The organism is Amycolatopsis keratiniphila subsp. keratiniphila, assembly GCF_001620365.2.
Lineage (GTDB): Bacteria > Actinomycetota > Actinomycetes > Mycobacteriales > Pseudonocardiaceae > Amycolatopsis > Amycolatopsis keratiniphila.
In genome coordinates this window covers 158044-173177 of record NZ_LQMT02000032.1, presented here as the reverse complement: position 1 = coordinate 173177, position 15134 = coordinate 158044, and the positions used below count along the sequence as shown (strand labels likewise).

The window sequence follows — 15134 nt, the reverse complement described above, 5'->3', positions numbered from 1 at the left end:
AGGTCAAGCGGGTGCTTTCGAGAGGCCTTCGTCACCTGGGGCGCGCCACTCGTAAGAATGAGCCATCGCTCCTGCTAGTGTCGGGGAGATTTCCTCGCTACGCAGGAAGTCGACGTCCTTTAAGGACCCGTCCAGAGAGGCGGGGAAGGAGGTCCGCCTTGTCGTCACGCCCGCGTGGCGCGGCGGAACCGGCGGGAGAGCGCGAGCTGCTCTCGTCCGGCGATGTCGCGCGCACGATCGCCCGAATGGCCCACCAGGTCATCGAGAAGACCGCTCTCGGTGCCGGTGGCTCGACTCCGCCCGTGTTGCTGGGCATCCCCACCAGGGGAACGCCGCTCGCCCTGCGGCTCGCGGACAAGATCGCCGAGTTCTCCGGCATCCGTCCGCCGACCGGCGCGCTGGACATCACGCTCTACCGTGATGATCTCCGCCGCCGCCCGCCCCGCGCGCTCGAACATTCGCAGCTGCCGCCGACCGGTATCGACGACGCGGTGGTGATCCTGGTCGACGACGTGCTGTTCTCCGGCCGCACCATCCGCGCCGCCCTCGACGCCCTGCGCGACCACGGCCGCCCGCGCGCGGTCCAGCTGGCCGTGCTGGTCGACCGCGGTCACCGCGAACTGCCGATCCGCGCCGACTACGTGGGCAAGAACGTGCCCACCTCGCGCGCCGAGGGGATCGAGGTCCTGCTGTCCGAAGTGGACGGACGGGACACGGTTCTGCTTCGCGCGCAACCAGAAGGAGATCGATCGTGAAGCACCTGCTCGCCACCGACGGGCTCGACCCGGCGCTCGCGACAGCCGTGCTGGACACCGCCGAAGAGCTCAAGCACACCTTGCTGGGCCGCGAGGTCCGCAAACTGCCGACGTTGCGCGGCCGCACCGTCATCACGCTGTTCTACGAGAACTCGACCCGCACCCGTGTCTCGTTCGAGATCGCGGGGAAGTGGATGAGCGCCGACGTGATCAACGTCTCCGCGTCCAGTTCCTCGGTCAACAAGGGCGAATCGCTGCGGGACACCGCGCTGACACTGGCCGCGGCCGGCGCCGACTGCGTGATCATCCGGCATCCCGCCTCCGGTGCGGCGCAGCGGCTTTCGGGCTGGCTCGCCGAAGCGGGGACGGCGGTCGTCAACGCCGGGGACGGCACCCACGAGCACCCGACGCAGGCGCTGCTCGACGCGGCGACACTGCGGGAGCGCCTCGGCTCGTTCGAAGGCCGCCGCATCGGGATCGTCGGCGACGTCCTGCACAGCCGGGTCGCGCGGTCGAACATCCACCTGCTGTCGGCGCTGGGCGCGGAGGTGGTGCTCGTCGCGCCGCCGACGCTGCTGCCCGCCGGCGTGGAGAGCCTGCCGGTCACCGTGTCGCACGAACTCGACGCCGAACTGCCCGCGCTCGACGCGGTCATGATGCTGCGGGTCCAGGCCGAGCGGATGCACGGGGGCTTTTTCCCGAGCGCCCGTGAGTACTCGATCGCCTACGGCCTCAACGAACGGCGGATGAAGCTCCTGCCCGAGCACGCCGTCGTCCTGCACCCAGGCCCGATGCTGCGCGGGATGGAGATCGCCTCGGCGGTCGCCGACTCCCCGGCCTCGGCCATCACCGAACAGGTCCGCAACGGCGTCCACGTGCGCATGGCGGTCCTCTACCACTTGCTCGCCAGTGAAGGAGCCGCTGCATGACCACCGTCCTGATCAAGGGCGCCCGACCCTACGGCGAGGGCGACCCGGTCGACGTGCTCGTCGAGGACGGGGTCATCACCGACATCGGTTCCCTCGACGCGCCCGAAGACGCTGAAGTGATCGAAGCGGCCGGCCAGGTGCTGCTCCCCGGTTTCGTCGACCTCCACACCCACCTGCGCGAACCCGGCCGCGAGGACACCGAGACGATCGCCACCGGTTCGGCCGCGGCCGCGCTCGGCGGCTACACCGCGGTGTTCGCCATGGCCAACACCGATCCGGTGGCCGACAACGCGGTGATCGTCGACCACGTGTGGCGCCGCGGCCAGGAGGCCGGGCTGGTCGACGTGCACCCGGTCGGCGCGGTCACCGTGGGCCTCAAGGGCGAGAAGCTCGCCGAACTGGGCACCATGGCGAAATCCGAAGCCCGGGTGAAGGTCTTCTCCGACGACGGCCTCTGCGTCGCGGATCCGCTGCTCATGCGCCGCGCGCTGGAGTACTCGACGGCGCTGGGCGTGGTCATCGCGCAGCACGCCGAGGAGCCGCGGCTGACCGTCGGCGCGCAGGCGCACGAAGGCGAGCAGGCCGCCCGCCTTGGCTACACCGGCTGGCCCGCCTCGGCGGAGGAGTCGATCGTCGCCCGCGACTGCCTGCTCGCCGAGCACGCGAACGCGCGGCTGCACGTCTGCCACGTTTCGACCTCCGGCACCGCGGACATCCTGAAGTGGGCCAAGGACCGCGGCACCAAGGTCTCGGCCGAGGTCACCCCGCACCACCTGCTGCTGACCGACGAGCGGCTCGCGACCTACGACCCGGTCAACAAGGTCAACCCGCCGCTGCGCACCGAATCCGACGCCGAGAAGCTGCGCGCCGCGCTGGCCGAGGGCGTCATCGACTGCGTCGCCACCGACCACGCGCCGCACGCGGTCCAGGACAAGGACTGCGAGTGGAGCCACGCCCGGCCCGGCATGCTCGGCCTGCAGACCGCGCTGTCGATCGTGGTCGAGACCATGGTCCGCACCGGCCTGCTGGACTGGCGGGGTGTCGCCAGGGTGATGAGCGAGCGGCCCGCCGAGATCGGCAACCTGACCGATCACGGCCGTCCGATCGAGGTCGGCGAACCCGCCAACCTGACGCTGGTGGACCCGGACACCGAATGGACCGTGCGGGGCGCCGAGTTCGCGAGTATCGCGGCCAACACCCCGTACGAAGGAATGCGGCTCCCCGGCGTGGTGACGGCGACGTTGCTGCGCGGGCGGATCACCGCGCGGGAAGGGAAGATCGCGCAATGAGTGACCGGATCCTGCTGACCCTGGCGGTCTTCGCCTTCTTCCTCTTCTGCGTGTTCCTGATGTGGCGCGGCTGGCGGCGGAAGTCCCGGGCGCAGAGCGTCCAGGTCCCGCCGTTCCCGGAGATCCCCGCGGACCCCGGCGAGGCGTTGCTCGAATCGACCGGCGTCTACATCAGCACCACGACGGCGGGGCACTGGCAGGACCGCGTCGTCACGCGCGGCGCCGGCCTGCGCACCGGCGCGGTGTGGCGCCTGCACGAAGACGGCATCGCCATCGAACGCGGCGGTGCCCCGGACTTCTGGATCCCGCGCGCCTCGGTCACCGGCGTCCGCAAGGACAAGGGGATGGCCGGGAAGGTGATGGGCATCGACGCGCTGCTCGTCATCACCTGGCTGGCCGGCGACGTCGAGCTGGACACCGGCTTCCGCGGCGACGAGGTCGACGACTATCCACAGTGGATCGAAGCTTTGCAAGACACTCGCAACGACATCAAGGGAGGTGCCTGATGAGCACCGCGAACGACACCAGGACCCCCGCCGCACTGGTCCTCGAAGACGGCAGGGTGTTCCGCGGTTCCGCGTACGGCGCCCGCGGCCGCAGCCTGGGTGAGGCGGTGTTCTGCACCGGCATGACCGGCTACCAGGAGACGCTGACCGACCCCTCCTACCACCGGCAGATCGTGGTCCAGACCGCGCCGCAGATCGGCAACACCGGCTGGAACGACGAGGACGACGAGTCCTCGCGCATCTGGGTCTCGGGTTACGTCGTCCGCGACCCCGCGCGCACCCCGTCCAACTGGCGCTCGAAGCGCACGCTGGACGAGGAACTGGAGCGCCAGGGCGTCGTCGGGATCTCCGAGGTGGACACCCGCACGCTGACCCGGCACCTGCGCGAGCAGGGCGCCATGCGGTCCGGCGTCTTCTCGGGCGACGCACTGGGCTCCGACGAGGAGATGCTCGCGCAGGTGCAGGCGAGCCCGCAGATGAAGGGCGCCGACCTCGCCGGCGAGGTCAGCACGAAGCAGGCGTACGTCGTCGAAGCGCAGGGCGAGCGGAAATTCCGCGTCGCCGCGCTGGATCTGGGCATCAAGTCCAACACCCCGCGCATGATGGCCGCCCGCGGTATCGAGGTGCACGTGCTGCCGTCGTCGTCCACTGTGGACGAACTGCTCGCCGTCGAGGCGGACGGGGTGTTCCTGTCCAACGGTCCCGGTGACCCGGCGACCACCGCGCACGCGACCGAGCTGACGAAAGCGGTGCTACAGCGGGAAATCCCGCTGTTCGGCATCTGCTTCGGCAACCAGATCCTCGGCCGCGCGCTGGGGCTGGGCACGTACAAGATGCGCTACGGCCACCGCGGCATCAACATCCCGGTGATCGACGTGGCCACCAAACGCGTCGCGATCACCGCGCAGAACCACGGGTTCGCCCTCGAAGGCGAGCCGGGCCAGCGGTTCGAGACGCCGTTCGGCGCCGCGCAGATCTCGCACTACTGCCCGAACGACGACACCGTCGAAGGTGTCCGCGCGTTCGACGTCCCCGCGTTCTCGGTGCAGTACCACCCCGAGGCCGCCGCCGGCCCGCACGACGCGGCGCCCCTGTTCGATGAGTTCGTCAGCTTGATGGAGAAGAAGGCCAAGTAATGCCGAAGAGGACAGACATCCAGCACGTCCTGGTCATCGGCTCCGGGCCGATCGTGATCGGCCAAGCGGCCGAGTTCGACTATTCCGGCACCCAGGCCTGCCGTGTGCTGCGTCAGGAGGGGCTGCGCGTCTCGCTGGTGAACTCGAACCCGGCGACCATCATGACCGACCCCGAGTTCGCCGACTCCACCTACATCGAGCCGGTCACCCCGGAGTTCGTCGAGAAGGTCATCGCCGAGGAGCGCCCCGACGCGATCCTCGCGACCCTCGGCGGGCAGACGGCGCTGAACTGCGCCGTCGCCCTGCACGAGCGCGGTGTGCTCGAGAAGTACGGCGTCGAGCTGATCGGCGCCGACGTCGAAGCCATCCAGCGCGGCGAGGACCGGCAGAAGTTCAAGGACATCGTCCGCACGATCGGCGGCGAGGTCCCGCGCTCGCGGGTCTGCCACGACATGGACGAGGTCCGCGCGACCGTCGCCGAGGTCGGCCTCCCGGTGGTCATCCGGCCGTCGTTCACCATGGGCGGGCTCGGCTCGGGCATGGCGCACACCGACGAGGAACTGGAGCGCCTCGCCTCCACCGGCCTCACCGAGTCGCCGGTCACCGAGGTGCTCATCGAGGAGAGCGTCCTCGGCTGGAAGGAATTCGAACTCGAGCTCATGCGCGACCGGCACGACAACGTGGTGGTCGTCTGCTCGATCGAGAACTTCGACGCGATGGGCGTGCACACCGGCGACTCGGTCACCGTCGCGCCCGCGATGACCCTGACCGACCGCGAGTACCAGCACATGCGCGACGTCGGCATCGCGGTGCTGCGCGAGGTCGGCGTCGACACCGGCGGCTGCAACATCCAGTTCGCGATCAACCCCGAGGACGGCCGCATGGTCGTCATCGAGATGAACCCCCGGGTCTCCCGCTCCAGCGCGCTGGCGTCGAAGGCGACCGGGTTCCCCATCGCCAAGATCGCCGCGAAACTCGCCATCGGCTACACCCTCGACGAGATCCGCAACGACATCACCGGCGAGACCCCGGCGGCCTTCGAGCCGACGCTGGACTACGTCGTGGTGAAGGTGCCGCGGTTCGCCTTCGAGAAGTTCCCGGGCGCGGACCCGACGCTCACCACGACGATGAAGAGCGTCGGCGAGGCGATGTCGTTCGGCCGCAGCTTCCCCGAGGCGCTCGGCAAGGCGCTGCGGTCCATCGACACCAAGGCCACCGGCTTCTGGACCCGCCCCGACCCCGAGGGCGCGTCGCTGGAGTCCGCCCTGGAGGCCCTGCGCACCCCGCACGACGGGCGGATCTACGAGGTCGAGCGGGCGCTGCGGTTCGGCGCCACCGTCCAGCAGGTGCACGAGGCCTCGGGGATCGACCCGTGGTTCATCGACCAGATCGCCCTCATCGGCGAGGTCGGCGCCGAGGTGCGTGACGCCCAGGTGCTCGACGAGCCGCTGCTGCGCCGCGCGAAGCGGATCGGCCTCTCCGACCGCCAGATCGCCTCGCTGCGGCCGGAACTGGCCGGGGAGGACGGCGTCCGCGCGCTGCGCCGCCGTCTCGGCGTGCGGCCGGTGTACAAGACCGTCGACACCTGCGCGGCCGAGTTCGCGGCCAAGACGCCGTACCACTACTCGGCCTACGAGACCGACCCCGCGGCGCAGTCGGAGATCACCGCGCAGACCGAGAAGCCGAAGGTGCTGATCCTCGGCTCAGGGCCGAACCGCATCGGGCAGGGCATCGAGTTCGACTACTCGTGCGTGCACGCCGCGATCGCCTTGCGCGAGGCCGGTTTCGAGGCCGTCATGGTCAACTGCAACCCCGAGACCGTCTCCACCGACTACGACACCTCGGACCGGCTCTACTTCGAGCCGCTGTCGTTCGAGGACGTCCTCGAAGTGGTCAACGCCGAGCAGGAGTCGGGCACCGTCGCCGGGGTCATCGTGCAGCTGGGCGGCCAGACCCCGCTCTCGCTCGCGAAGCGCCTCGCCGACGCCGGTGTCCCTGTGATCGGCACCTCCCCGGACGCGATCCACCTCGCCGAGGACCGCGGCGCGTTCGGCGAGGTCCTCACCGACGCCGGGCTGCCCGCGCCGAAGTACGGCACGGCGACCTCGTTCGAGGGCGCGAAGCGGATCGCCGACCAGATCGGCTACCCGGTCCTCGTGCGGCCGTCCTACGTGCTCGGCGGACGCGGCATGGAGATCGTCTACGACGAGGAATCCCTCGCCGGCTACATCCACCGCGCCACCGAGGTCACCCCGGAACACCCGGTGCTGGTGGACCGGTTCCTCGACGACGCCATCGAGATCGACGTCGACGCGCTGTTCGACGGCGACGAGCTCTTCCTCGGCGGCGTCATGGAGCACATCGAGGAGGCCGGGATCCACTCCGGCGACTCCTCGTGCGCGCTGCCGCCGATCACGCTGGGCCGGACCGACATCGAGACGGTGCGCCGCTCGACCGAGGCCATCGCGCGCGGCGTGGGTGTCCGCGGGCTCCTGAACGTCCAGTACGCGCTCAAGGACGACGTGCTGTACGTCCTGGAGGCCAACCCGCGCGCGTCGCGGACGGTGCCGTTCGTGTCCAAGGCGACCGCGGTGCCGCTGGCGAAGGCCGCCGCGCTGATCATGACCGGCTCGTCGATCAAGGATCTGCGCGAATCCGGCGTCCTCCCCGCCGAGGGTGACGGCGGCCACATGCCAGCCGATTCGCCGGTCGCGGTCAAGGAGGCGGTCCTGCCGTTCCACCGCTTCCGCACCCCCGAGGGCCACGGCGTCGACTCGCTGCTCGGCCCGGAGATGAAGTCCACCGGCGAGGTCATGGGCGTGGACGTCTCCTTCGGCAAGGCGTTCGCCAAGTCGCAGGCCGGCGCCTACGGTTCGCTGCCGACGTCGGGCAAGGTGTTCGTCTCCGTCGCCAACCGCGACAAGCGTTCGCTGGTGTTCCCGGTGAAGCGCCTGGCGGACCTCGGTTTCGAGATCCTCGCCACCTCGGGCACCGCGGAAGTGTTGCGGCGCAACGGGATCGCCTGCACCGTCGTGCGCAAGCACTACGAGGGTTCCGCCGAAGGCGAACAGAACGTCGTGGATGTCATCCTCAGCGGCGAAGTGCAGATGGTGATCAACACCCCTTACGGCAACAGCGGTCCGCGGATCGACGGCTACGAGATCCGCACGGCCGCGGTGTCCCGCGACATCCCCTGCATCACCACGGTGCAGGGCGCGGCGGCGGCCGTGCACGGGATCGAGGCCGTCATCAAGGGCGACATCGGCGTGCGGTCGCTGCAGAGCCTGCAGGCGGCGCTGAAGGCCAAGGCATGAGCGAGCGGTTCGGGGCGAGGCTGGCGCGGGCGGTCGCGGAGAAGGGACCGCTCTGCGCCGGTATCGACCCCCATCCCGGGCTGCTCCAGGCGTGGGGTCTCCCGGCGGACGCGGGCGGGCTGGAGAAGTTCGCCCTCACGGCCGCTGAGACGCTCGCGCCCGAGGTCGCGGTGATCAAGCCCCAGTCGGCCTTTTTCGAGGCCTACGGGCCTCCTGGGGTCGCTGTTCTGGCCAAGACGATGAAGGTGTGCAAGGAGGCGGGCGCGCTCGTCCTGCTGGACGTCAAACGCGGCGACATCGGTTCGACGATGGCGGCGTACACGGCGGCGTTCCTGCCCGCCGGGGCGGAACTCGAGGCGGACGCCATCACCGTGTCGCCGTACCTCGGGTTCGGTTCGCTGGCGCCCGCGATCGACGTCGCGCAGGCGCAGGGCAAGGGGCTGATCGTCCTGGCGCGCACCTCCAACCCGGAGGCGCAGGGATTGCAGAACGCCTTGCTGCCCAACGGAAAGACCGTCGCGCAGGACATCGTCGACACGGCGGCCGCGTACAACGCGGGCGTCGGCCCCCTGGGTGACATCGGTGTCGTCGTCGGCGCCACCATCGCGCCGGGAGAGCTCGATCTGAGCAAGCTGAACGGTCCGATCCTGGCGCCCGGTTTCGGGGCCCAGGGGGCCACTCCGGCCGATTTGCGGGCCCTTTTCGGGCCGGGACTGCCGGGTGTGCTGCCCGCGTCGTCCCGTGACGTCCTCAGGCACGGGCCGGACCCCGAAGCGTTGCGTGCGGCCGTTCGGCGGACCCGGGATTCCCTCGGTCCCCTGGAAAACGGCCAATAGCAGGCCCGGGAATCCGTCATGACCAGCCACCCCCGCATTGTGGGCCGAGGTAACGGGTGGGTACCGTCGCCACACCCACCCAGATTTGAGAACTACCGGAGGAAAACGTGGCACTTCCCCAGCTGACAGAGGAACAGCGCGCTGCGGCGCTGGAGAAGGCCGCCGCCGCCCGCCGCATCCGTGCTGAGCTGAAGGAGCGGCTGAAGCGGGGCGGTACCACTCTGGTCGACGTGTTGAAGCAGGCCGAGGAGAACGAAGTCCTCGGCAAGATGAAGGTCTCGGCTCTGCTCGAGGCACTTCCGGGCGTCGGCAAGGTCCGTGCCCAGCAGACCATGGAACGACTGGAGATCGCACCCAGCCGTCGTCTTCGCGGCCTCGGCGACCGGCAGCGCAAGGCGCTGCTGGCCGAATTCAGCGGCGAGTGAGCGGCATCGGTCAGGACCACCCGGTGAACCCGGGCGCTGACCGCGGCGGTGAGCCGGTGGCGGGAGTCGAATCCCGGCACCGGCTCACGGTCGTCTCAGGGCCTTCGGGGGTCGGGAAGTCGAGCGTGGCCAAGGAGCTGCGCAAGCTGGATCCGGAGATCTATTTCAGCGTCTCGGTGACCACCAGGAAGCCGAGGCCGGGTGAGGTGGACGGCGAGCACTACCACTTCATCGACCGGGCCGAGTTCGACCGCATGGTCGCCGAGGGCGCACTGCTCGAACACGCCGAGTTCGCGGGCAACTGCTACGGCACCCCGCGCGGGCCCGTCGAGCGGGTGCTGGCCGAGGGCCGCAACGCGATACTGGAGATCGAACTCCAGGGCGCGCGGCAGGTCCGCAAGGCGATGCCGGAGGCCCGGCTGGTGATGCTGATGCCGCCGTCGTGGGACGAACTGGTCGGCAGGCTGACCGGCCGCGGTACCGAGAACGAAGCCGCGGTGAAGGCCAGGCTGGCCGAGGCCGAACGCGAACTCGCCGCCGCCGGGGAGTTCGACGAGCGCGTCGTCAACGCCGACGTGCGAGAGGCCGCCGAGCAGTTGCTAAACTTGATAACCGGCGACAACTAGACCCGAAGATTCGGAGCACCACGAGTGACGACTCAGGCCACGCTGCACGAAGAGCTCGAAGGCATCACCAACCCGCCCATCGACGACCTCCTCGAGAAGGTCAGCTCGAAGTACGCGCTGGTGATCTACTCGGCCAAGCGCGCTCGCCAGATCAACGACTACTACGCCCAGCTGGGCGAGGGTCTCCTGGAGTACGTCGGCCCGCTGGTCGAGCCGGGCCCGCGCGAGAAGCCGCTGTCCATCGCCCTGCGCGAGATCCACGGCGGTCTGCTCGAGCACACCGAGGGTGAATAAACCTCGCGTCGTTCTGGGCGTGGGTGGCGGGATCGCCGCCTACAAGGCCTGTGAGGTCCTGCGCGGACTGACCGAATCCGGTCACGACGTCCGCGTGGTCCCCACCGAAGCCGCGCTGAACTTCGTCGGCGCGGCCACCTTCGAGGCACTGTCCGGGAACCCGGTGCACACCGGCGTGTTCACCGAAGTGCCCGAGGTCCAGCACGTCCGCGTGGGCAAGGAAGCCGACCTGGTGATCGTCGTGCCCGCCACGGCGAACCTGCTCGCCAAGGCCGCGCACGGCATCGCGGACGACCTGCTGACGAACACCCTGCTCACCGCCCGGTGCCCGGTCGCCTTCTTCCCGGCGATGCACACCGAGATGTGGGAGCACCCGGCCACCCGCGACAACGTGGCGCTGCTGCGTTCGCGCGGCCTGGTCGTCGCCGAACCCGCCGCCGGCAGGCTGACCGGCAAGGACACCGGCAAGGGACGGCTCGCCGACCCCGCCGAGATCGTCGACCTCGCCCGGCTCCTGCTCGCCGTGCCGAAGGCCCTCCCGCGCGACCTCGAAGGCGTGCGCGTGGCCATTTCGGCCGGTGGCACCCGTGAGCCGCTGGACCCGGTCAGGTACTTGGGCAACCGCTCGTCCGGCAAACAGGGGTACGCGCTGGCCCGCGTCGCCGCCCAGCGCGGCGCCGAGGTCACCCTGGTCACCGCGCACACCGTGGCGCTGCCGGAGCCCGCGGGCGCGAAGGTCGTCCACGTGTCGACCGCCGAGGAGATGCGCCAGGCCATGCACGCCGAGGCCGCCTCCGCCGACGTCCTCGTGATGGCCGCCGCCGTCGCCGACTTCCGGCCTGCGAACCGGGCCGACCACAAGATCAAGAAGTCCGACGACGCGCCGGATCCCGTCGTCGAGCTCGCCCGCAACGCGGACATCCTGGCCGAGCTGGTGCGGAATCGCGCCCAGGGGCAGGTGGTCGTCGGTTTCGCCGCCGAAACAGGGGACGATAAGGGTGGCGTCCTCGACCACGCCAGGGTCAAACTCAAGCGCAAGGGCGCGGATCTGCTGGTGGTGAACGCCGTCGGTGAAGGGAAGGCCTTCGGGACCGAGGACAACTCGGGCTGGCTGCTCGGGGCCGACGGCACCGAGATCCCGATCCCGCTTGGCGCCAAGGCAGAACTCGCGTCCACATTGTGGGATGCTGTTGTGACCTTGATGAAGCGTTGAGAGCCCCCAAAGCGATAGTCAGTAGGCTTGAGTTCGAGCTGAGGGGTGCCTAACTTTCTAGGCATCAGACGTCTAGGTGAGGGAGTGACGGGCACCGTGACCGCGTCCACGAGCAGACTGTTCACATCGGAATCGGTGACTGAGGGTCATCCCGACAAAATTTGCGATGCCATCAGCGACTCGATCCTGGACGGTCTGCTGGCCAAGGACCCGCGCAGCCGGGTGGCGGTCGAAACCCTCATCACCACCGGGCAGGTGCACGTCGCCGGCGAGGTGACCACCGAGGCTTACGCGGATATCCCGACCATCGTCCGCGACGTGATCCTGAAGATCGGCTACGACTCGTCGGCCAAGGGCTTCGACGGCAACTCGTGCGGCGTCAACGTCGCGATCGGCTCCCAGTCGCCGGACATCGCGCAGGGTGTCGACACCGCGTACGAGTCCCGTGTGGAATCCGACGAGGACGAGATCAACCGCCAGGGCGCGGGCGACCAGGGCCTGATGTTCGGCTACGCCTGCTCGGACACCCCCGAGCTGATGCCGCTGCCGATCGCGCTGGCGCACCGGCTCTCGCAGCGGCTGACCCGGGTCCGCAAGGACGGCGTGCTGCCGTACCTGCGCCCGGACGGCAAGACCCAGGTCACCATCGAGTACGCGGGCGACCAGCCGGTGCGGCTCGACACGGTGGTCGTGTCCACCCAGCACGCGGACGGCATCGACCTGGAGCAGATGCTCGGCGTCGACGTCCGCGAGCACGTGGTCGCCCCGGAGATCGCGGACCTCGGGCTCGACACCTCCGACGTGCGGCTGCTGGTCAACCCGACCGGCCGCTTCGTCATCGGCGGGCCGATGGGCGACGCGGGCCTGACCGGCCGCAAGATCATCGTCGACACCTACGGCGGCATGGCCCGCCACGGTGGCGGCGCGTTCTCGGGCAAGGACCCCTCCAAGGTGGACCGCTCGGCCGCGTACGCGATGCGCTGGGTGGCGAAGAACGTCGTCGCCGCCGGGCTCGCCGCCCGCGCCGAGGTCCAGGTCGCGTACGCGATCGGCAAGGCGGCCCCGGTGGGCCTCTTCGTCGAGACCTTCGGCACCGAGACGGTCGACCCGACGAAGATCCAGGCCGCCATCACGGAGGTCTTCGACCTGCGCCCGGCCGCGATCATCCGCGACCTCGACCTGCTTCGCCCGATCTACGCGCCGACGGCCGCGTACGGCCACTTCGGCCGTCCCGAGCTGGCGCTCCCGTGGGAGAGCACGGCGCGGGCCGCGGACCTGAAGTCGGCCGCGGGCGCCTGATCCCGTTCCGTTCCGTGAAGGCCTCCTTGCCTACCTTGAGGGTAGGGAAGGAGGCCTTCACGGCGTCTTGGGGTCGGAGCCCTGTTGCGCGTGTGTCGTCCATCCAGTCACGCGTGTCGTCCGCCGGATCACACGTGTCGTCCCTTCAACCACGCGAGGCCGCCAGCTTGAGACCCCGGTCTGCGTGGTGCTGGCGCGTCTCCGCTTGCCGGAGGTACATGAAGGCCCCCTTCCTGTACCTAGGCGCAAGGAAGGGGGCCTTCATGTACTCGGGAGGTCCTTCACGGCACTCCACAGCGAGATGGCTCCAGCAGTGCGTGCAATGAACGGTCCGTTACTTGCGAAATTTGCAAGGAACGGACCGTTCATTGCACGCGGTGGCGGGCACTGGCGACACCGTCTGGTAGAGATCACCGGGTGAGCAGCAGTCCCGAACCGACCCCTCTGTGGGACCTTCCGGAGCCGAAGGCCGAGCCCGCGCGGAAGGCCAAACCGGCGCGCGCGAAAATGGCCAGCCGTCGTGGGGCGCAGAACCCCGCGCCCGAGAACCCGGTCGCGCGGATCGTCGTGGACATCCCGCTCACCCATCTCGACCGCACCTTCGACTACCGCATCCCCGAGAAGCTGCACGAAGCCGCCGTTCCCGGCTGCCGGGTGCGGGTCCGGTTCGCCGGTCAGCTCGTCGACGGGTACCTCGTCGAGCGCGCCGACACCACGGAGTTCACCGGGAAGCTCGCGTACATCGACAGGGTGACCTCCAGCGAGCCCGTGCTGCCCCCGGCGCTGCTCGCGCTCTGCCGGTCTGTCGCGGACCGCTACGGCGGCACGCTCAGCGACGTCCTGCGGCTCGCGATCCCGTCCCGGCACGCGAAGGCCGAGGGCGAACCGCCCGCCGAGCCCGCGCCGACGCCGGAACCGCCCGAAACCACCGCCTGGGAGAAGTACCAGAGCGGTCCGGCGTTCCTGGAGGCCGTCGCCGAACGGCGTCCGGCCAACGCGGTCTGGCAGGCGCTGCCGGGGGAGGACTGGCCGCGCCGCCTCGCCGAAGCGGCCGCCGTCGCGGCTTCGGCGGGCCGGGGTGTGGTCATGGTCGTGCCCGACCATCGTGACCTGACCCGGCTGCACGACGCGTGCGTTTCCTTGCTGGGCCCCGAATCCGTGGTCGCGTTGATCGCGGGGCTCGGGCCGGCCGAGCGGTATCGCCGCTGGCTCGCGGTGCTGCGCGGCGCGGTGCGCGTCGTCGTCGGCACACGCGCGGCGATGTTCGCGCCGGTCGCCGATCCAGGCCTGTTCGTGGTGTGGGACGACGGCGACGACGTCCACCTCGACCAGCACGCGCCGTATCCGCACGTCCGCGACGTGCTGATGGATCGCGCGCACGCCGCGAAGGGCTCCATGCTCGTCGCCGGTTTCGCGCGCACCGCGGAGGCGCAGTTCCTGGTGGAATCGGGCTGGGCGCAGCCTCTCGTGGCCGCCCGGCCGGAACTGCGGGCGGCGGCGCCGCGGGTCACTCCGGTCGGCGAGGACTTCGACGTCGCCCGGGACGAAGCGGCCAAGGCCGCGCGGCTCCCGTCGGTCGCCTTCGAGGCGGCGCGGCAGTCGCTGGCCGGCGGATTCCCCGTGCTGGTGCAGGTTCCGCGTCGCGGGTACGTCCCGGGGCTCGCCTGCGGCAACTGCCGGACGTCGGCGCACTGCCGTCGTTGCGCCGGTCCGCTTTCCCTGCCGGGCGGGCTGATCGACGGCGCGCCGAGGCCGCCCGCCTGCCGGTGGTGCGGCGTCCCCGAGACGAACTTCCATTGCGCGGCTTGCGGTTCGGTGCGGCTGCGGGCGGTCGTCGTCGGGTCGAAGCGCACGGCGGAGGAACTGGGCCGCGCGTTCTCCGGGTTCCCCGTGCGGACGTCGGGCGCGACGGAGGTTTTGGCTTCAGTGCCCGGAAAACCGGCGCTGGTGGTGTGCACGCCGGGCGCCGAGCCGGTCGCGGAAGGCGGCTACGGCGCGGCGCTGCTGCTGGACGGCTGGGCGCTGCTGGGGCGGCAGGACCTGCGCGCGGGGGAGGAGACCCTGCGCCGCTGGATGGCGGCGGCGGCGCTGGTGCGGCCCGGGACCGAAGGCGGCCGCGTGTTCGTCGGCGCGGAAGCGGGCCTTTCGGTGGTGCAGGCGCTGGTGCGCTGGGACCCGGGCTGGCACGCGAGCCTCGAACTCGCCGAGCGGCGCGAACTCGGGTTCCCGCCCGCGATGCGGATGGCGAGTATCGAAGGCACGCCGGACGCGGTCGCCGGACTGCTCGACGACCTGGCCCTCCCGGAGACCGGCGAGGTGCTGGGCCCGGTGCCGCTCGGCGAGGTCGACGAGGACGGCAACGCCGAACGGGAGCGGGCGCTGGTGCGTGTCGCGCGGCCGGACGGGAAGGCGCTCGCGGCCGCCGTCCACGCCGCGGCCGCCCGCCGGGACGCGCGTAAGGCGTCCGAGCCCATCCGGATCCAGCTGGACCCGCTGGAACTCATCTAGCGCG

General features: G+C 70.4%; 13 protein-coding genes. All 13 read left to right on the top strand.

From position 1 onward, the window contains the following. Positions 1-158 precede the first annotated feature (158 nt). The 13 genes from pyrR (at position 159) to AVR91_RS30585 (ending at position 15130) form a co-directional block, all read left to right on the top strand. On the top strand, positions 159-755 hold the full coding sequence (gene pyrR / locus AVR91_RS30645) for a bifunctional pyr operon transcriptional regulator/uracil phosphoribosyltransferase PyrR (RefSeq protein WP_016333099.1): 597 nt from the start codon (positions 159-161) through the stop codon (positions 753-755). Continuing rightward, positions 752-1684, top strand: a complete 933-nt coding sequence (locus AVR91_RS30640) for an aspartate carbamoyltransferase catalytic subunit (protein WP_016333100.1) — start codon at positions 752-754, stop codon at positions 1682-1684. Before pyrR ends, AVR91_RS30640 begins: the two co-directional genes overlap by 4 nt. After that, positions 1681-2973 (top strand): dihydroorotase, encoded by a 1293-nt coding sequence (locus AVR91_RS30635; protein WP_076857471.1) that lies wholly within the window; start codon positions 1681-1683, stop codon positions 2971-2973. Before AVR91_RS30640 ends, AVR91_RS30635 begins: the two co-directional genes overlap by 4 nt. Continuing rightward, on the top strand, positions 2970-3479 hold the full coding sequence (locus tag AVR91_RS30630; protein ID WP_063276262.1) for a PH-like domain-containing protein: 510 nt from the start codon (positions 2970-2972) through the stop codon (positions 3477-3479). The genes AVR91_RS30635 and AVR91_RS30630 overlap by 4 nt, the downstream gene beginning before the upstream one ends. Then, positions 3479-4615, top strand: a complete 1137-nt coding sequence (carA, locus tag AVR91_RS30625; RefSeq protein ID WP_063276261.1) for a glutamine-hydrolyzing carbamoyl-phosphate synthase small subunit — start codon at positions 3479-3481, stop codon at positions 4613-4615. Before AVR91_RS30630 ends, carA begins: the two co-directional genes overlap by 1 nt. Further along, positions 4615-7929, top strand: coding sequence for a carbamoyl-phosphate synthase large subunit (gene carB / locus AVR91_RS30620; protein ID WP_063276260.1), 3315 nt, complete (start codon positions 4615-4617; stop codon positions 7927-7929). Before carA ends, carB begins: the two co-directional genes overlap by 1 nt. Beyond that, positions 7926-8765: an orotidine-5'-phosphate decarboxylase gene (gene pyrF, locus AVR91_RS30615; RefSeq protein WP_063276259.1), complete on the top strand. Its 840-nt coding sequence runs from the start codon at positions 7926-7928 to the stop codon at positions 8763-8765. The genes carB and pyrF overlap by 4 nt, the downstream gene beginning before the upstream one ends. Before the next feature lie 107 nt (positions 8766-8872). Then, positions 8873-9190: an integration host factor, actinobacterial type gene (mihF, locus tag AVR91_RS30610; protein ID WP_003096398.1), complete on the top strand. Its 318-nt coding sequence runs from the start codon at positions 8873-8875 to the stop codon at positions 9188-9190. Next, complete coding sequence (gmk, locus tag AVR91_RS30605; protein WP_016333106.1) at positions 9187-9816, top strand: guanylate kinase; 630 nt, start codon at positions 9187-9189, stop codon at positions 9814-9816. The genes mihF and gmk overlap by 4 nt, the downstream gene beginning before the upstream one ends. A 24-nt stretch (positions 9817-9840) precedes the next feature. Further along, the gene (gene rpoZ / locus AVR91_RS30600; RefSeq protein WP_005152353.1) at positions 9841-10110 is read left to right on the top strand and encodes a DNA-directed RNA polymerase subunit omega; all 270 of its coding nucleotides are present in this window, start codon (positions 9841-9843) and stop codon (positions 10108-10110) included. Further along, positions 10103-11323, top strand: coding sequence for a bifunctional phosphopantothenoylcysteine decarboxylase/phosphopantothenate--cysteine ligase CoaBC (coaBC, locus tag AVR91_RS30595; protein WP_076857469.1), 1221 nt, complete (start codon positions 10103-10105; stop codon positions 11321-11323). The genes rpoZ and coaBC overlap by 8 nt, the downstream gene beginning before the upstream one ends. 96 nt (positions 11324-11419) lie before the next feature. After that, entirely contained in the window at positions 11420-12622 is a 1203-nt protein-coding gene (gene metK, locus AVR91_RS30590; RefSeq protein ID WP_063276268.1) for a methionine adenosyltransferase, read from the top strand. 417 nt (positions 12623-13039) lie between these two features. Continuing rightward, positions 13040-15130: a primosomal protein N' gene (locus AVR91_RS30585; protein ID WP_063276257.1), complete on the top strand. Its 2091-nt coding sequence runs from the start codon at positions 13040-13042 to the stop codon at positions 15128-15130. The last annotated feature ends 4 nt before the right edge of the window (positions 15131-15134 follow it).